The organism is Streptomyces sp. NPDC087215, assembly GCF_044744885.1.
Lineage (GTDB): Bacteria > Actinomycetota > Actinomycetes > Streptomycetales > Streptomycetaceae > Streptomyces.
On the sequence record NZ_JBIUZD010000003.1, the window covers coordinates 616,404 to 634,017 of the forward strand.

Below are 17,614 nucleotides of genomic sequence, written 5' to 3' on the forward strand. Positions count from 1 at the left end.
AGGTCCTGAGCGGGTGAGGTTCTGAGCGGGTCCGGGGCGGTGCGCCCCGGGCCCGCTCAGGCGTTGAGGAAGGCGAGCACGGCGAGGACCCGGCGGTGGCCGCCGCTGTCGCTCGGCGGCAGGCCCAGCTTCAGGAAGACGTTGCCGATGTGCTTGTGCACGGCCCGCTCGGTCACCACCATCGAGCGGGCGATCGTCGCGTTGTCGTGGCCCTGCGCCATCAGTTCCAGGACCTCGCGCTCGCGGGGAGTGAGGGCGTCCAGCGGGTCGCTGCGGCGGGCGAGCAGCTCGGTGACGACCTCCGGGTCCAGGGCCGTACCCCCGGCGGCGACCCGTTCCAGGGCGTCGAGGAACTCGTCCACCCGGCCCACCCGGTCCTTCAGGAGGTAGCCGACACCCCGGGCGCCGCCGCCCAGGAGCTCGGCGGCGTACGTCTCCTCCACGTACTGCGAGAGGACGAGGACGGGCAGGTCCGGCAGCCGCTCACGGGCCGCGAGCGCCGCCCGCAGCCCCTCGTCGCGGAAGCCGGGCGGCATCCGCACATCGAGGACGGCCACGTCCGGGCGGTGCTCCAGGAGCAGCGGCAGGACTTCGGGACCGGTGGCCGCGACCCCGGCGACCTCATGGCCGGAGGAGGTCAGCAACAGCACCAGACCCTCCCGCAGGAGGGCGTTGTCCTCGGCTATCACCACACGCACGGCAGCTCCACTTCGATCATGGTCGGGCCCCCCGGGGGGCTGGTCAGGCGGACGGAGCCGTCGAGCGCGGCGACCCGGCGGCGCATCCCGGTGAGCCCGGAGCCGGTCCGCTCGCCCGCCTCCGCGCCGCCCCGGCCCTCGTCCGCCACGCGCACGTGGAGGGCGGCCGGTTCACGGGAGAGGGCGACGGAGGCGCGGTCGGCACCGCTGTGCTTGGCGGCGTTGGTGAGGGCCTCGGCTACGACGAAGTAGGCGGCGGCCTCGACGGCGGCGGGGGCGCGGGGGTGCGGGGCGGCCGGGGGGCCGTCCCCGTGCGCGGGCCGGTCGTGGCGGGCGGGCCGGTCGTCGTGCGCGGGCCCTGTTCCGGCCGGGGGCTCGTCGAGACCCGTCACCGAGACCCGCACCTCCAGGCCGCTGCTCGCCGCGAGCGCCCGTACCGCCCCCGTCAGGCCACGGTCGGTGAGGATCGGCGGATGGATGCCGCGCACCACGTGCCGCAGCTCGGCGAGCGCCTCCTCGGCCTGGGTCTGGGCGTCGTCGAGGAGCCTGCGCGCGGCCACGGGATTGGAGTCGTACGCGCGCTTGGCCAGGCCGATCCGCATGGACAGCGCCACCAGACGGGCCTGCGCGCCGTCGTGCAGATCGCGCTCGATCCGGCGCAGTTCGGCGCCGTGCGCGGCGATCGCGCCCGCCCGGGTCGCCGTCAGCTGTTCGATACGGGCGGCGAGCGCGGCGTCCCGGACGGCCGAGGGCGCGGGCGTGAGGAGCGTCCGGGACCAGTCGGCCGCGAGCCCGGCGAGCCTGCCGTGCAGCGGCAGGGCCACCGGTGGCCGCCCCGCGAGTCCGGTCACGACGCCGTCGACCAGCAGCGCGGGCGCCCACAGGACGAGGGAGGCGTACCAGAGGACCATGCCGTAGAGGAGCTGCGCACCGGCCCAGATCAGGTCACGGCCGGTGCCGGGATCGCTGACGGCGGTCCGCACGCGCGCGGGGAGCGGCCCTTCGAGCGGAAAGTACGCCTCCGGTACGGCCGTCCCGGTCCAGGCCGCGACCCGGCGCCGCTCCCAGCCGGCGAGACGGCGCAGCAGCAGCACGCTCTCGGGCAGGACGCCCGCGCCGATGACGGTGACGGTGAGGAAGGCGGTGAAGAGGGCGACCCCGATCATCAGATAACAGAGGATCGAGACCGCCGCCCCCACCAGGAGCTGGAGGGACGCCCGGCCCGCATCCCTGATCGCGTCGCGCATGACGACAGGCTATGCGGGATGCCGGGGGGTCCGCGGTGGTGCAGGCTCCACCACCGGTCCGGGGGCGGGCACCGCTGTGCCGGGAGCGGATCGGGAAGAAGATCGAACAGTGCCGGGCGGTCCGGCCTCTTCTCCTCCTCTCCCTTCCTGGAGTTCCCATGCGGTCCCTGTTCTGGTCGGCACTGGTCCTGAGCGTCCTCGCCAACGCCTACGTCAACACCTTCGCGGGCTGGAACGGCGCCACCCACATCGTCGCCAGCGCCTGCACGGGCACGGCGGTGCTCGGCTCCGCCGTCGCGCTGTGGCTGACGCGCCCCCGAGCCGGGAACTGACCGGGAGCCGCCCCGCCGCTCCCCCTCCGCCGGGCCGGGACTGTCGGAGGTCTGCCCCACAATGGGAGGCGTACCTGAGGAGGGGCAGACATGGCCGTATGGGACGACCTGGTCGGACAGTCGAAGGTGGAGGAGCAGCTCTCCGCCGCCGCGCGGGACGCCGACACGTTCGTGACCGCCCATGCCGCGGGGCAGCCCGTTCCCGAGGCCTCGAAGATGACCCACGCCTGGCTGTTCACCGGCCCGCCGGGGTCCGGGCGGGCGACGGCGGCGCGGGCGTTCGCCGCCGCGCTCCAGTGCGTGAGCCCCGACCGGGCCCTCGGCGGCGCCCCGGGCTGCGGTTTCTGCGACGGCTGCCACACGACTCTGATCGGCACCCACGCGGACGTCGAGATCATCCGCACCGACCTGCTGTCGATCGGCGTGAAGGAGACCCGCGCCCTGGTCCGGCGCGCCCAGCTCTCCCCGGCGGGCGGCCGTTGGCAGGTCATCGTCCTGGAGGACGCCGACCGGCTCACCGAAGGCGCGGGCAACGTCCTCCTGAAGGCCGTCGAGGAGCCCGCGCCCCGCACAGTCTGGCTGCTCTGCGCGCCCTCCCTGGAGGACGTGCTGCCCACGATCCGCTCCCGCTGCCGTCACCTGACCCTGCGCACCCCGCCCGTGGACGCCGTCGCCGACGTGCTCGTACGGCGCGACGGCATCGAGCCGGAGGCGGCGCACGCGGCCGCGCGCGCCACCCAGGGGCACATCGACCGGGCCCGCAGACTTGCCACCGACGAGCGGGCCCGCGCCCGCAGGTCCGTGGTCCTCAAGCTGCCGCTGCGGGTCGGTGACGTCGGCGGCTGTCTGAAGGCCGCGCAGGAACTGGTGGACGCGGCGGCCGAGGACGCGAAGCAGGCCGCCGAGGAGGTCGACGTCAAGGAGACCGAGGAACTGAAGGCGGCCCTCGGCGCGACGCAGGGCGGACGGATGCCGCGCGGCACGGCCGGGGCGATGAAGGAGCTCGAAGACCGGCAGAAGCGCCGCAGGACGCGCACGCAGCGCGACAGCCTGGACCTGGCGCTCACGGACCTGACCGGCTTCTACCGCGATGTGCTCGTGCTCCAGCTGCGTTCGACGACCCCCCTGGCCAACACGGACGTACGGGACGCGATCGAACGGATCGCGGCCGACACCACCCCGGAGCGCACCCTGCGCCGCATCGAGGCCGTCCTCGCCTGCCGCGAAGCCCTCGACCGCAACGTGGCACCGCTGCTGGCGGTGGAGGCGATGACGATGTCGCTGAGGGGCTGAGGGGCTGAGGGGCTGAGGGGGACTGTTGGGGTCGGCCGGGCGGCCAGGGGCTTCTGGTCGGGCACCCGGCCACGGACTCCCGGCATCCCCGGCCACCGGGCGGCGATTGGACACGTTCCGTACTGGTCCGGATACGCTCCGGGAATGGACTCCAGGCGTTTGCTCCGTACGTCCGCCACCGCCCTCGCGGCGGCCGGGCTGATCCTCTCCGGCTGCTCCGGCGGAAGCGACGCGGCGGCGTCCCGCAGCACGTCGGCGGCGGCGCCCCCCGGGTCCGCGACGCCCGACGCGCTGAAGAAGCACTACGCGCAGAAGCTGAAGTGGCGCGACTGCGGCGTCGCCGGCTTCCAGTGCGCGACCCTGCGGGTCCCGCTGGACTACGCGAAGCCGGAGGCGGGCGACATCGACCTCGCGGTGTCCCGGGCGCGGGCCACCGGCCCGGGGAAGCGGCTCGGTTCGCTCCTGGTCAACCCGGGCGGCCCCGGCGGCTCGGCCGTCGGCTACCTCCAGGGGTACGCGGGCATCGGCTACCCGGCACCGGTCCGCGCCCGGTACGACATGGTGGCGGTCGACCCGCGCGGGGTCGCCCGCAGCGAGCCGGTCGAATGCCTCACGGGCCCGCGGATGGACGCGTACACGCAGACCGACCAGACACCGGACGACGCGGCGGAGGTCACCGCGCTGACGACGGCGTTCAAGGAGTTCGCGGCGGGCTGCGAGCAGAAGTCGGGGAAGATCCTGCCGCATGTCTCCACGGTGGAGACGGCCCGGGACATGGACGTCCTGCGGGCGGCGCTGGGGGACCCGAAGCTCAGCTATGTGGGGGCGTCGTACGGCACGTTCCTGGGCGCGACCTACGCCGAGCTGTTCCCCGCGCGGGTGGGCAGGCTGGTCCTGGACGGGGCGATGGACCCGTCGCTCCCGTCGCTGGACCTCAACCGCGACCAGACGGCCGGCTTCGAGACGGCCTTCCGCGCCTTCGCCGCCGACTGCGTCAAGAAGAAGGACTGCCCGCTCGGCACGGGGTCGGTGGACGCGGCGGGCGAGGCGCTGAAGAAGTTCTTCCGCGACGTGGACGCGAAGCCGGTGCCGACGGGCGAGGACCGTGCGCTCGGCGAGTCCCTCGCGACGACCGGGGTGATCGCGGCGATGTACGACGAGGGGGCGTGGCCGCAGCTGCGGGAGGCGCTGACCCGGGCGATCGGCGGCGAGGGCTCGGGGCTGCTCGCACTGGCCGACGGCTACTACGAGCGGGAGGCGGACGGCACGTACGCGAACCTCATGTTCGCCAACGCGGCCGTGAACTGCCTCGACCAGCCGCCGTCCTACACGGGCCCGGCGGACGTCGACAAGGCCGTCGCGTCCTTCGAGAAGGCGTCGCCGGTCTTCGGCAAGGCCCTGGCCTGGTCGGCGCTCAACTGTACGTACTGGCCGACCCCGGCCACCGGCCGCCCGCACCGCATCACCGCCGAGGGCGCCGCCCCGATCCTCGTCGTCGGCACCACCCGAGACCCGGCCACCCCGTACCGCTGGGCCCGCTCCCTGTCCGACCAGCTCTCCTCGGGCACCCTCCTCACCTACGAGGGCGACGGCCACACGGCGTACGGCCGGGGCAGCGACTGCATCGACTCGGCGATCAACGCGTACCTCCTGGAAGGCACCCCGCCGACCGACGGAAAGCGCTGCTCATAGGCCCTGCCCGGGGGCGGTCGGAGCACCCCCGGAAACTGTGTAGACTTGGCGACGCTGCTGCACCCACCATGGGTTCAGAAAGTGTGCCGCCTTAGCTCAGCTGGCCAGAGCAACGCACTCGTAATGCGTAGGTCTCGGGTTCGAATCCCGAAGGCGGCTCGGAATTACCCCAGGACTCACTCGCCGTGACCTGGGGTTTTTTCATGCCCTTCAGGTGATGTACGCCGGTTGATCGGCGGTCCGTGGGCCCGGTCAGTGGCCCGTGGCGACGAAGCGGAGGTAGCGCAGCAGGCCGAAAGCGCGGCGATGGTCCGTGCCGGCTGTGGCGAGCTGGGCGGCCAGTCGCTCGTGTGTGGTGCGCGCGTCGGCCAGTTGGGCGTGGCGCTGGAGCAGGGCCGCGCGCTGCTGCTGCTCCAGCGCGAGGTGCTGCTGCTTTTCTCTGCTGACCTGCTGCTGACGGGCGGCGATGCGCTGCTGGACCTGCTCACGCTTCTGTCGGGCCGTGCTCTCGGCCTTCGCGATCTCTGCTTCGAGCTGTTTCTTCCTCGCGGCGAACTGCTGCCGGATCGCCGTCCGCTCCTGGGCACTCAAGCTGGTCGGTGCCGACTTCAGAGCCTCCTTCTCCCGCGACGTCCGCCAGCCTTCGAGGGCGGTTGCCCGGACCTCGCCGACTCCCGAGATCTTGACCTGTTGGCCGCCGGGCCGGATGAGGTACGCGTCGCGGTTCGCGTACCGGCCGCTCTGCACGTAACGAACTCCGGTGAAGTCGGCGGCCGTGTGGATGCCGGCGGCGACCAGGGCCGCGACCGTCCCGGCGCCCATGTTGGAGAGCCTCTTGACGTCGTGGATGGCGACGCGGCGGAGTCTGTCCTGAACGTGTGCCCTGGCTGCCTTGGCCAGCGCGGTTTCGCGTTGCTTCCGTTCCTGGTCGCCCAGTGCGTTCAGCGTGCCACTGAGGCTGTTGGTCGTCTTGTTGAGCGCGGTGGTGATCCGCGCCTGTTCGTCGCGCAGTTCGACCTGGAGGCTCTTTATCTGCTGGTTGAGCTGGGTGCCCCGGTTCGCGCCGGACAGGGCCAGGGCTTCGATCTCCTGCTGGATCTTCGCCGCCGCCGCCTCGGGGTTCTCCAGGGCGCGCACCTGCTGCCGGAGCGTCTGCAGCCGGGCCTTCGATGCCTTGGCCTCGGGGCGGGAGCGGCAGATGACGTGAAGGGCGCCGCCGGAGACGAGCAGGGCGCTCGCCTGCGCGGTCGAGTAGCCGACCGGCAACGCGCTGACGGCGCTCAGTACGCCGGGTGCGGCCGTCCCGGCCAGGGCGAGGATCCCGGTGAGGACGTCCACGGCGCGTCGGCGGGCGAAGCCCCCGCCGGGGGCTGCGGAGGACGACGCGGGGGCGCTCCCACTGCTTCCCCCGGGGGTGCTCCGGGGCGGCGGGATGTGGCCCGCGAGCCAGGAGGGGGTGCCGCCCACCGGAGCCGCGGCCGGGGCCTGCCGCTGGACAGGGATCGCCCCGGCCGTGGACAGCGCGGGCACGGCATGGGGAGCGGTGGAGAGCAGCCCGTGGGTCTGAGCGGCCAGCGCCTGGAGGGTGGGATCGGGATGGGTCAGCAGCAGACTCCAGGCCAGTGAGGACTGCGGCTCCTTGAAGTCGTCCTCCTTCAGAATCAGGAACTCTCCCTCGTCATCGTGCAGCTGGTCCCAGATGCCGGGATCGGTGGCGATCGCGACCAGGGCCAGATGGATGATCCAGGAGGAGAACCGGTCCATGCCGGGGCCGAAGTCCGCGCTCGTGCGCGCGGGGGACTGGTAGTTGCGATGGCCGTTCTCGGTGGCGCCCTGCCCCTTGAGCGCGGGTACGTACATGCCGTCGTAGTCGACGAGGCGGAGCGTGCCGTCGGCCGCGACCAGGAGGTTGCCGTGCTGGAGGTCGCCGTGGCCGATGCCGAGCTTCTCCATGTCGGCGATCAGCGCCGTGAAACGCTCGGCGGTCCGCAGGACCGCGGCCGTGTTCCGGACGTTCCGCTCGATCCACGAGATCAGGTTGGTGCCCTCGGCCCAGGCCATTTTCAGTGCCGGGTACCACTGACCGGCGACGAGGACGCCACGCGCCAGGTAATCGAAGCTGACCGGCCACGGCTGGGACAGCGACGCGGATCCGAGGCCGGTGAGCTGTGTGCTGATGGCTCGGTAGCGTGTTTCCAAGGTGCTGCTGTCGCGCGTGAAGCACTTCAGCGCGTACCGCTGTCCGCCGGGGGCGGTGACGGAGAAGACGCTGGCGAAGTTCCCGGAGATCGCCTTCGGGCCGAGTACGGGGCTCTGCTGCACCGAACCGTGCTTGAGGTCCGGGTCCTCGAAACAGAGCGCGGGGTTCTGGAGGACTTCCACGTAGTTCGCGCCGGTCGGGAACTTGCGTCCGGTGGCGGGTCCACCCGCGCGGGAGGCCGCCATCACCTCTCCGCCCTCACCCGCAGGCGAAGGAGAGCCACGTCGTCGTTGCGCATCCGGGACTTGTCGCGTTCGCTCTCGACCCAGTCGGCGAAGTCCTCGTCGCCCAGGTCGGCGAGGCTGCCGAGCTGCCGTCCCGCTCCGCCCGAATCGACGTCGGGGTGGGACAGCAGCCATGCGGCCAGTGCGTCGGTTGCCAACAGCAGCTCGTCACCGGCGTGGAGTTCACCGCTCGCGGTCGACGCCCGGTCGGCGATCAGCGTGGCATCGCGGTTGCGGCTGCCGAGGAGCTGTGGGGTGATGCCGAAGCCGTCGCCGTCCGTGAGGGGGAACGAGGTGACGAGCCCGCCGTCGCGGAGGTGGAAGAGGCACGTGTCGCCGAGCGCGAAGGCCCGCCAGGTCCAGTGCCGTATGTCCTTGCGGGCTGCCGGTTCGGCGGAATCCGCCGTTAGGTGGACGGCCATCAGCGTGGCAAAGGCCCCCTTGTCGAGGCCGGGTTGCTCGTACCAGGCGATGGGACGGCCGCGGGCCGCCCGCTCCGCCTGGTACTCCGCGACGTAGCCATCCCACTGGTCGACGGTGTGGGAGAGGAGGTTCTCGACGAAGGAGCCGGAGGGGCGGCCCCGGCCGTCCTGTCCGTCTCCTCGTTCGTCGGTGGCAACAGCCATCGACGCGACGGCACCGCGTACCAGCCGCCGGGCCCAGGCTCCGGCGAGCAGGCTCTCGGACGCCCCGTCGGCCACCGCGGCGAAGAGCGAACTCGCGTCGGGTGACGGAGAGACGGCGATCGCGTCCTCGCACTCCTCGGTCGTGCTGCCCGTCTTGGGGACGAGGAAGCGCTGGACGTCGAGAGGCGTCGAAGGCGCGCCCACGCCGCTCAGCGAAGTTCCGTGGCGCGCGTACCGATGTCGAGGAACTCGACGATGGATGTGATGTCGGCGTTGTAGACGAAGCCCCGTGTGGCGTCGCTGACCCGGTGGCCCTGCGAAGCGGCGTAGGAGCGCATGTGGGTGGGCAGCACGCTCGACATGTGGAAGAGCAGCCGGGAGTAGGTGTCGGGGAGGTCGCTCTCGCTGTCCGGGAACGTGACGGGGGTGCCACTCGCCCCCGACACGTGCAGGTTGAAGAGGAGCACCGACCCGTCGGCGGTGGCGTGCGAGGCCAGCCCGATGGCCGCGCTCGTCGGATCGCCGTCGGTTGACTCGCCGTCGGTCAGGTTGAGGACGATGGGCGGGAATCCGCCCGGGTGCTCGTCGACCCAGCGTGCGACGAGCGAGTCGGCGTAGCCAAGGGCACGGGTCATCGGGGTGCCGCCGTTGGTGACCGGGTCCATCCAGACGGGGAACTGCACGGTCGTCTCGACCAGGCCGCCGGCGCCATCCGGAACCTTCTTCGTACGGCTCTCCAGGCGGGCGGGGTTGTTCGCGATCTCGCTCAGCGGTACGAGGTCCCGCCCGGCGAGCACGCCGTTGAAGGCGGAGCCGACCTGGTTGTGGCCATAGCCGATCACTGCGACGTGAAAGTAGTCGCGGACGCCCTCTTCCTTCGCGCACTTGACCGACAGCTCGGTCAGCAGTCGGTTGATGGCGTCCGATACGACCTGGGCGCGCTGCTGGACCATTTCGCCGCTGCCGATGGGATCGCTCATGGAGGCGGACTGGTCCACGAGGAAGATGAAGCAACCGGGGTTGGTCCGGCTGATTTCGGCGGTGTACGGCATCTGGCGACCCGGCTCCTCTTGCTCGGCGGGGGACCGAACGGCACGGCATGGGACGCGCACGGACCTGACCCCCCAGGGAGATTGATGGTAGCGGCACTGAGCTGCTCAGTGAGGCGGAATCGGAGGGGAGGGCCCGGGGCCGCCGTCTCCTGCTGGACGGCCCGCTGGACGCGCGTCGGCCGTTCTCGCGTTCAGTGGGCCGACGGAGCTGAGACAGTACGCTGAACGCAGCGGGGTCGGGCCCGCTCACATGGTGTCCGGGAGGTGCGTCATGACTGCCGAGACGGCAGCCCCTGCGTGGATGCACGAGCAGATCACGGCGGAGCAGTACGACTCCTGGTCGGAGGAGCAGTGTGCGGGGATCGAGATCGTGGACGGGATGATCGTCGTGAGTCCCAGTGCGTCCAAGCGCCACAATCGGCTCGCTCGGATCCTGGCGAATCTCCTGGAGGCGGCTGCGGGGCCTGGCTGGAACGCCGATACCGACTTCGATGTGCGTCTCCAGGACGTCCCGCTCACGAATCGGCGCCCGGATGTCGTTGTGTACCGCGCGGACACGATCGACATCACGCCCACCCGTCCTGAGCACGTGCTGCTGGTCGTGGAGGTTGTCTCACCGGGATCGGAGACCACCGACCGGATCGTGAAGACGGACCAGTACGCGAAGTCCGGTATCGCGTTCTACTGGAGGGTCGAGCAGGCCGCGACAGGTGCCCCCTTGGTGTACACCTATGTTCTCGATCCAGCGACCAGGGCCTACAGGGATGGGGACGTGTTCACTGGCGTCGTCAAGGTTTCGGCTCCCTTCCAGGTGGAGTTCGATCTCGGCCAGATCTGACTCCACGCGGGGCATCCCTGGCGCCACGGTGATCACGGTCGGACGCCTCTGACCAGTGGAAACAGGATTCGGTGGCACCGCCCGGAACCACTCGGGATGATCTTGCAGATCCTCATAATGCGTAGGTCTCGGGTTCGAATCCCGAAGGCGGCTCGGAATTACCCCAGGACCTCACTCGCCGTGACCTGGGGTTTTTTCATGCCCGGGTGGCACGCGTCGAGTCCTGGGAAGGGTCTGTGCGAGCGGAGGGGGCGACGACCTTCTGGTGGCCCCGGCTGCTCAAGTGCGCCTTGTCGCAGGTGTCGGGTCGTCGCCCCAGGGGGTGTCAGTCTCCGTGCCCCGTGCCTCCGCTGCCGAAGCCGCCGCTGGAGATTCCGCCCCACTTGCGCTTCTCTTCGGTCGGGGGGTCCGGGGAGGTCTCCCCGGTGTCGTGGAGCTGGTAGGGCATGAGTCGGTGCTCGCCGTCCGTCCGGGGGACCTCGGTGCGGCGGCGGTACTCCGACACCTCGCCCGGCAGTTCGCCCGTGTCCGGGCGGTGCGGCTGTTCGTCGGGCTTGGGGGCCCGGGATTCGCGGTCGCGGACGCGGAAGCCCAGCCAGACCGCAGCGATCAGGACGGCGACGAGGACGAGACCGCCGATCAGCTGCCCTAGGCCCGACTGCCAGACTCCCGCAGCCAGCGTCTGTGCTGCGCTGAGAGTGTTCATACTCCAGGATTACCCCTTTTCAGCCCTTTTGGACGCGATCGGTCCTGGCAGCTCGAAGAATCTTGAAACATTCCTCCGTCCTCGTCGCGTCAATGAGATGTAAGGCGACCACGGCCCGTGACCGAAGCGAGAGGAGAGGCATGAGACAGTCCCGCGCGGATGAGTTCCTGGAGTTCGCCTCCGCGCGATCGGGGCACCTCTTCCGGTCCGCATGTCTGCTGACCAGCGGAGACACCCATCTCGCCGAGGACCTCACCCAGGAGACACTCGGCCGGATGTACGTCCTCTGGGGCCGGACGGCGCGGATCGGCAACCCCGCCGCGTACGCCCAGACCGTCCTCGTCCGCACCTTCCTCAGCCACCGGAGGCGCCGCTCCGCCACCGAACGCCCGCTCGGCGAACTCCCCGACCGCGCCCCCGACGACGGCCAGGACCCGGCGCTGCGGATCGCACTGCTCGACGCCCTCGCCGGGCTCGCCCCCAAGGACCGGGCCGTCGTCGTCCTCCGCTACTGGGAGGACCGCAGCGTCGAGGAGACCGCCGACGCCCTGCACGTCAGCTCCGCCGCCGTCCGCACCCGTTCCTCCCGGGCGCTCGCCAAGCTGCGGCAGCGCCTCGGCGGCACCGTCGGGGAACTCGCCGCCCGCTGAGCCGCCCGCTGAGCCGCCTGCCGAGCCGCCCGCGGGGCCACACGCATAGGGCCCTGCCGAGCAGCCCGTAGCCACCCTCAGAGCCATCTCCCCTTCTTCTTCCCTCCCCATCGGAAAGGGCGAATTCGACATGCCCCAGCACGAAGACCAGCCGCACGGATTCGAGGAACGGCTCAGCGCCGTCCTGCGCGGCACCGGCGACACCTTCACCACCGACGACCGGCGCGAACTCGTCGAGGGCGGCCTCCGGCGCGGGCGCCGCCGCCTCGTCCGCCGCCGCCTCACCGTGTCCGGAGGGGTCCTCGCGCTCGCCGCCGTGGGCCTCGGCGGCGTCTACGGCGGTTCGCTGCTCGGCCCCGCAGGAACGGCCGCCACCTCGTCCGTCGCCGCGCCCCCCGTCTCGAACACCGCCGCCACCGCCACCGCCGAGAAGCGGCCCGGGGGCCCGGTCCGCGTCGACGAGATCGCCGCCGTCCTCAAGGCCCACACCCCCCGGGGGAAGTGGACCTTCGACGGCCTCGGCAGCACCGGCGAGGCCGTCGGGGGCGTCTTCGACGACGGGAAGGGCAAGGCCGCCGTCGGCGTCTCCCTCTCCCGCGCCTCCGGTGCCTCCGCCCGGTCCATGGTCACCTGCCCCGACAAGGTCGTCGTCCCCTACGACGCCTGCACCGCCCAGAAGCTGCCGAACGGCGCCCGGCTCATGATCTTCCAGGGGTACGAGTACCCCGACAAGCGCGAGGAGACCAAGACCTGGCGCGCGGTCCTCCTCACCAAGGACGGCTTCCTCGTCGACACGAGCGAGTACAACGCCGCCGCCCAGAAGGGCGCCCCCGTCAGCCGTACCGATCCGCCCTTCACCCCCGCCCAGCTGAAGATCCTGGTCACCGCCGACGCCTGGCGTCCGCTGCTCGCCCGCCTCCCCGGGGCCCCGGGCGGCGGACAGGACACACCGCCGCCCGCCGAGCCCTCCGGTACCGCCGTCCGCGACACCCTGCGCGGCCTGATCCCCCGGGGCCTCGACGTGCGGACCAAGGGAGGCGGCGGCGAATACGGCTACGTCGTCGTCGACGACGGCAAGGGCGCGAGCCTCGTCGGCGTCAACGTCCAGCCCTCCTCCAAGGACTTGATCGCCGAGCTCTTCAGCGGCTCGGACGTCGTCACCCTGCCCGACGGCCGCAAGGTCCGGGCCGTCAAGCGGGCCGGTGAGAAGGGCGGCGCCGGAGTCGTGTGGTGGAACGTCGACACCATCACTCCCGACGGCTTCCGCGTCGTCGTCTCCGCCTTCAACTCCGGCGCGCAGCACGAGGCCGCCACCCGCGCCGAGCCCGCCCTCACCATCGAGCAGCTCAAGTCCCTCGCCCTCAGCCCGAAGTGGCGGAAGGTGTCCCTGGGGTAGGCGGTCGGTCAGCCGCTCCGGAACGGGGGGGAGAGGAGGGGAGGGCCGGGCTGTCGGCTCCGGCAGCCCGCCCCTCCCCTTTCCCGTGCTCCCGTACGGGGTCCGGCCCCGCCTCCGTACGGGGTCCGGCCCCCGCTTCCGTACGGCCCGGTCCGGGTGCCCGCTACTTCGCGTCCGCGTATCTCTCCACCGTCGCCGTCGTGAACGGGAACCGCACCGGCGTCTCCCCGAACGTGATCCGGCCCGCCTCGTCCCCGGCCGCCCCGATCGCCGCCGTGACGGCCTCCGCCTCTTCCACCGGACAGTGCACGATCACCTCGTCGTGCTGGAAGAACACCAGCTCCGCCCGCATCCCGGCGAGCGACCGCCGCAGCGCCGCCAGCATCAGCAGCGCCCAGTCGGCCGCGCTGCCCTGCACCACGAAGTTACGGGTGAAGCGGCCCCTCGCCCGCGCGTTCCCCGAGGCGTATCCCGGGGTGAACCCGCTCTCCTCCGGCGCCGCCCGCTCGGCCTCCTCCTGCGGCAGACCCGCCTCCTCGTCCTCGCCCGAGCCCACCGCGCGCGGACTGGTCCGGCCCAGCCAGGTCCGTACGAGCCGCCCCTCCTCGCCCGCCTTCGCCGCCTCGTCGACGTACGCCACCGCGCGCGGGAAGCGGCGGCGCAGCGCCGCCAGGTTCTTCAGGCCGTCCCCGCTGGTCTGCCCGTAGACCGCGCCCAGCAGCGCCAGCTTCGCGTGCTCCCGGTCGCCGGAGAACGCCCGGTCCGACAGGCGCGTGTACAGGTCGTCGGGGTGCCCGGCCACGTCCATCAGGCCCGGGTCCCGGGAGATCGCGGCCAGCACCCTCGGCTCCATCTGGTCGGCGTCCGCGACCACGAGCCGCCAGCCCGGGTCCGCCACCACCGCACGCCGGATCACCTTCGGGATCTGCAGGGCCCCGCCGCCGTTGGTCGTCCAGCGTCCGCTGACCGTGCCCCCCGGCAGGTACTCCGGCCGGAAGCGTCCGTCCCGCACCCAGGACTGGAGCCAGGACCAGCCGTGCGCCGTCCAGATCCGGTACAGCTTCTTGTACGCGATCAGCGGCTCCACCGCCGGATGGTCCAGCTCGGCCAGCTCCCAGCGGCGGGTGGACCTCAGCCGTACGCCCGCGCCCGCGAAGGCCTTCACCACGTCCGCCGGGAGGTCCGGCCTGACCCGGCGCCCGAAGGCAGCCGACACCTCGTCCGTGAGCTCGGCCAGCCTGCGCGGCTCGCCCCCGCCCGCGTACCGCTCGCCGAGCAGCTCGTCCAGCAGGTCCCGGTGCACGTCCGCCCGCCACGGCAGACCCGCCCGGTGCATCTCGGCCGCCACCAGCATCCCCGCCGACTCGGCCGCCGTCAGCAGCCGCATCCTGCCGGGATGCTCCGCCCTGTCGTGCCGCCGGACCTGCTCCGCGTACACCGCGAGGAGGCCCTCGAACGGCACGGACACCGTCGGGCGCGGTTCGAAGAGGGAGTCCTGCGAGCCGGGCTCGGCGCCGCGCTGCGGCGGGTCCGGCGGCACCGCCCCGTTCCGCAGGCGCGCCCAGGCCGCCGCCGCCGAACGGGGCTCGCCGAGCCGCCCCTCGTGCCCGAGGAGCAACTGCTCGGCGGCCTCCACGTCGTAACAGCGCTCGATCCGCACCCCGGCGGCGAGCAGCCGGGGGTACACCTCGGCCGTCGACCGCCACACCCAGCGCGAGACCTCCGGCCGGGACCGTACGGCCGTGACGAGGTCCGGCTCGCGCCGCACATCCCCGGCGGGCAGCCCGTCCGGGCCGAGCGGGACGAGCAGTGCTCCGTCCCCCTCCGCCTCGGCCGCCAGCGCCCACCTCTCGTTCATGGGTGCGAGTCTGGCACCCGCCACTGACATCGGCCCGGAGGCGCTTCCGCACGGAGCGCGCACGGGGACGCCTATCGGAGCGCGTACCCGGAGCGCGTACGGGAACGGGCGGGTGGGGAGCGGGAGGCGTCCGGCCGCCCGTGCTCTCACGCCGCCGCGTGGAACAGGGCCGCCGCCTCTCCCCGTGAGTCGACGCCGAGCTTGTTCAGGATGTTCGCCACGTGGAACTTCACCGTCGACTCGCTGATGTGCAGCTCCTCCCCGATCCGGCGGTTGCGGTGGCCGAGCGCCAGGTGCCGCAGGACCTCCAGCTCCCGGCCGCCGAGCCCGGTCAGCGGATGCGCCGCCTCGACCGGCGCGGCCGGTGCGGCCAGCGGGAGGACCGCCGTGATCGTGGTGCCCCAGCCCGGCAGCGCGTCGACGCCGAGCCGCCCGCCCAGCACCTCGATCCGGTCACGGACCGTGCCCGCGCCCAGGTCGCAGGGGGCGAGCGCGCCCGCTCCGTCGTCCCGCACCGAGGCCCGCAGCTCGTGCTCGGTCAGCTGCCAGCCGACGTGGACGCGGCGCACCGAGTCCTGTTCGAGCACGATCAGGAGCAGCGCCCGGACGATGGCCCGCGCGCTGTGCGCCACGTCCGCCGCGAGCGACCGCGCCGAGTCGGGGGCGCCCAGGTCGAGGCGTACCCGGGTGTGCCGCAGCATCGGCCGCAGCTCGGCCGCCAGCCGTTCGAAGGCCTCCCGGGCCGGTTCCTCGGCGAGCGCCCGGTCCCGGTGCTGCGCCGCCCGCATCTCGATCAGCGCCGACGCGGCCAGGTCGGTCGCGGTCGTCCGGGCCGTCGTGTCGTCCAGGGCCCGGCTGCGCAGCACCCCCAGGACCCCGGACAGCGCGGTCGCGTGGGAGGCGGTCAGCTCGGCGATCACCCGGGCCCGGGTGTCGGCCGCCGCCCGCGAACGGGCCAGCGTCCCCGGCATCGCCTCCGACGCGAACCGGTCGAAGTGCCCGGACACCAGGTCCCACAGGGCTTGCGCCACGGCGAGTGCGGCCTCGTCCGCCGGGGCGGCGGAGTCCTCCCGTACGAGGACCAGGACCGCCCCGCGCCGGGTCGCGTGGCTGGTGACGGCGACGGCCTCGCGCGGGCGTCCGCCGATCACGCTACGGCCCTGCCACGGCTTCCCGGGGATCCCGGAGGCGAGCAGCGGCGCGAGTTCGGCACCGGTCAGGAGCGCGGTGCCGCCGAGCGCCTTGAAGGGGGAGTGGGCGCAGTGCGTGGAGAGTTCGGCCGCGTCGACGTGGGGGATCAGCGGGGCGAGTGCGGCCGAGACCTTGGGGAGGATCTCGCCGAGCGGCTGCCGGATGATCTCGTACGCGGCGGTCAGGGTGAGCGCGTCCATGGGCCGAGCGTAGTGCGCGGGTACAGGGCGGAGGCCGTTCTTTCGGACAGGTGTGACTGGCCGTCGGAAGGGCGGGGAGCGGGGTGCCCGGGGAGCAGGCTGAGGACGTCGAAGGGACCGGGCAGTACGGCCGGTTCCCTTCGGCACCCGGTCGGGACGGCGGCGAGAGGCCGTGCCGGAGGAACCGGGGCCACGACACCGGGCCGAGGGGCCGGGTTCGACGGACCTGGCCGAAAGAGCTGGGTGCGACAGGCCCGGACGGAACCGGGTGTGACAGACCTGGCCGAAAGAGCCGGGTGGGACGGAACCCGGACGGAAGAGCCGGGTGTGACGGAACGGGTCCGAGTGATCCGATGGGCGGCAGTGGAGGCCGGGATGGAAGCGACAGTGTACGAGGAGTTCGGCGGGCCCGAGGTGCTGCGCCACGAGACCGGTGTCGCCGTGCCGGTGCCCGGACCCGGTGAGGTCCGTGTCAAGGTGGCCGCCGCCGGGGTCAATCCGGTGGACTGGAAGCGCCGCCGCGGCTGGGTCGAGGCGTTCTACCCGACGACCTTCCCCGCCGTCCCCGGTCTGGAGTTCGCCGGGACGGTCGACGCGGTCGGTGCGGGCGTGACGCATGTGGCGGTCGGTGACGAGGTCCTCGGCTGGACGGAGACCGGCGCCTACGCCCAGTACGCCCTGGCCGGGATCGTCGTCCCCAAGCCCGGGGGGCTGTCCTGGGAGACGGCCGCGAGCCTGCCGGTGGCCGGTGAGACCGCGCAGCGGGTGCTCGGTCTGCTCGGGGTGGAGGCGGGCGGGACGCTGTTCCTGCACGGCGCGGCGGGGGTCGTCGGTTCGGTCGCCACGCAGCTCGCCGTCGCCGCCGGGATCAGGGTCGTCGGCAGCGCCTCCGAGTCGAACCACGCGTATCTGCGGGAGCTGGGCGCGGTCCCCGTCGCGTACGGGGAGGGGCTTGCCGACCGGGTGAGGGCCGCCGCGCCCGAGGGCGTCGACGCGGTCTTCGACGCGGCCGGGCACGGGGTGCTGCCGGTCGCGATCGAACTCCTCGGCGGGGACGCGGCGCCGAAGGAACGGATCGTGACGATCGCGGACACCGAGGCGGAGCGGTACGGGATCGTCTTCTCGGGGCTGCTCGGCGATCCGGACGCGGTACGGGCCGGGCTGGTGGCCCAGGCGGCGCTCGCGGCCGAGGGCCGCCTCACGGTCCGGCTCGCGGAAGTGCTGCCGCTCAAGGAAGCCTCCCGCGCACAGGAGTCGAGCGAGTCGGGGCATGTGCGGGGGAAGCTCGTCCTGATCCCGTGAACGGGGGATTGGGGGACGGGGGATTGGGGGACGGGGGCCGTGTGGGCGG

The 17,614-nt window shown here is 72.7% G+C and carries 15 protein-coding genes and 1 tRNA gene; 8 read left to right on the forward strand and 8 right to left on the reverse strand.

Annotated features, from left to right (window positions below; translation table 11 throughout):
- Positions 1-56: 56 nt before the first annotated feature.
- Positions 57-698: a response regulator transcription factor gene (locus ACIO92_RS12280; RefSeq protein WP_366442041.1), complete on the reverse strand. Its 642-nt coding sequence runs from the start codon at positions 696-698 to the stop codon at positions 57-59.
- Positions 686-1,945 (reverse strand): sensor histidine kinase, encoded by a 1,260-nt coding sequence (locus tag ACIO92_RS12285; protein ID WP_402279898.1) that lies wholly within the window; start codon positions 1,943-1,945, stop codon positions 686-688. The genes ACIO92_RS12280 and ACIO92_RS12285 overlap by 13 nt, the downstream gene beginning before the upstream one ends.
- Positions 1,946-2,103: 158 nt before the next feature.
- Here ACIO92_RS12285 and ACIO92_RS12290 point away from each other — a divergent pair, with 158 nt between their 5' ends.
- From ACIO92_RS12290 to ACIO92_RS12305, 4 genes are all read left to right on the forward strand, one after another.
- Positions 2,104-2,277: a hypothetical protein gene (locus ACIO92_RS12290; RefSeq protein WP_366442043.1), complete on the forward strand. Its 174-nt coding sequence runs from the start codon at positions 2,104-2,106 to the stop codon at positions 2,275-2,277.
- A 90-nt stretch (positions 2,278-2,367) separates the two neighbouring features.
- Positions 2,368-3,570: a DNA polymerase III subunit delta' gene (locus ACIO92_RS12295; protein ID WP_401235020.1), complete on the forward strand. Its 1,203-nt coding sequence runs from the start codon at positions 2,368-2,370 to the stop codon at positions 3,568-3,570.
- A gap of 144 nt (positions 3,571-3,714) precedes the next feature.
- Positions 3,715-5,262: an alpha/beta hydrolase gene (locus tag ACIO92_RS12300; RefSeq protein ID WP_366442045.1), complete on the forward strand. Its 1,548-nt coding sequence runs from the start codon at positions 3,715-3,717 to the stop codon at positions 5,260-5,262.
- 85 nt (positions 5,263-5,347) lie between these two features.
- Positions 5,348-5,421 (forward strand) — tRNA-Thr (locus tag ACIO92_RS12305).
- Between the two features lie 93 nt (positions 5,422-5,514).
- On the opposite strand, the gene ACIO92_RS12310 is transcribed toward ACIO92_RS12305, so the two are convergent.
- The 3 genes from ACIO92_RS12310 to ACIO92_RS12320 are packed head-to-tail and all read right to left on the reverse strand — an operon-like array spanning position 5,515 to position 9,424.
- Positions 5,515-7,707, reverse strand: a complete 2,193-nt coding sequence (locus ACIO92_RS12310) for a hypothetical protein (RefSeq protein ID WP_402279895.1) — start codon at positions 7,705-7,707, stop codon at positions 5,515-5,517.
- Positions 7,707-8,576: a hypothetical protein gene (locus ACIO92_RS12315; protein ID WP_402279893.1), complete on the reverse strand. Its 870-nt coding sequence runs from the start codon at positions 8,574-8,576 to the stop codon at positions 7,707-7,709. Before ACIO92_RS12315 ends, ACIO92_RS12310 begins: the two co-directional genes overlap by 1 nt.
- Positions 8,577-8,581: 5 nt before the next feature.
- Positions 8,582-9,424, reverse strand: a complete 843-nt coding sequence (locus tag ACIO92_RS12320) for a vWA domain-containing protein (RefSeq protein WP_402279891.1) — start codon at positions 9,422-9,424, stop codon at positions 8,582-8,584.
- 271 nt (positions 9,425-9,695) lie between these two features.
- On the opposite strand from ACIO92_RS12320, the gene ACIO92_RS12325 reads away from it, so the two are divergent.
- Positions 9,696-10,262 carry a Uma2 family endonuclease gene (locus tag ACIO92_RS12325; RefSeq protein ID WP_402054572.1) on the forward strand — a complete coding sequence of 189 codons (567 nt, stop codon included), beginning with the start codon at positions 9,696-9,698 and terminating at the stop codon, positions 10,260-10,262.
- A gap of 325 nt (positions 10,263-10,587) precedes the next feature.
- Here ACIO92_RS12325 and ACIO92_RS12330 read toward each other — a convergent pair whose 3' ends face one another.
- Entirely contained in the window at positions 10,588-10,968 is a 381-nt protein-coding gene (locus tag ACIO92_RS12330; RefSeq protein ID WP_366442048.1) for a DUF6479 family protein, read from the reverse strand.
- 140 nt (positions 10,969-11,108) lie between these two features.
- Between ACIO92_RS12330 and ACIO92_RS12335 the strand changes: the two genes are divergently transcribed.
- Positions 11,109-11,618 (forward strand): SigE family RNA polymerase sigma factor, encoded by a 510-nt coding sequence (locus ACIO92_RS12335; protein ID WP_366442049.1) that lies wholly within the window; start codon positions 11,109-11,111, stop codon positions 11,616-11,618.
- 130 nt (positions 11,619-11,748) lie between these two features.
- The gene (locus tag ACIO92_RS12340) at positions 11,749-13,014 is read left to right on the forward strand and encodes a hypothetical protein (protein WP_402279888.1); all 1,266 of its coding nucleotides are present in this window, start codon (positions 11,749-11,751) and stop codon (positions 13,012-13,014) included.
- A 163-nt stretch (positions 13,015-13,177) separates the two neighbouring features.
- Here ACIO92_RS12340 and ACIO92_RS12345 read toward each other — a convergent pair whose 3' ends face one another.
- Positions 13,178-14,872, reverse strand: a complete 1,695-nt coding sequence (locus tag ACIO92_RS12345) for a bifunctional 3'-5' exonuclease/DNA polymerase (RefSeq protein WP_402279886.1) — start codon at positions 14,870-14,872, stop codon at positions 13,178-13,180.
- A gap of 146 nt (positions 14,873-15,018) precedes the next feature.
- Complete coding sequence (locus ACIO92_RS12350; RefSeq protein WP_401235002.1) at positions 15,019-16,263, reverse strand: LuxR C-terminal-related transcriptional regulator; 1,245 nt, start codon at positions 16,261-16,263, stop codon at positions 15,019-15,021.
- A gap of 375 nt (positions 16,264-16,638) precedes the next feature.
- Between ACIO92_RS12350 and ACIO92_RS12355 the strand changes: the two genes are divergently transcribed.
- Positions 16,639-17,565 carry an NADP-dependent oxidoreductase gene (locus ACIO92_RS12355; RefSeq protein ID WP_401234999.1) on the forward strand — a complete coding sequence of 309 codons (927 nt, stop codon included), beginning with the start codon at positions 16,639-16,641 and terminating at the stop codon, positions 17,563-17,565.
- The last annotated feature ends 49 nt before the right edge of the window (positions 17,566-17,614 follow it).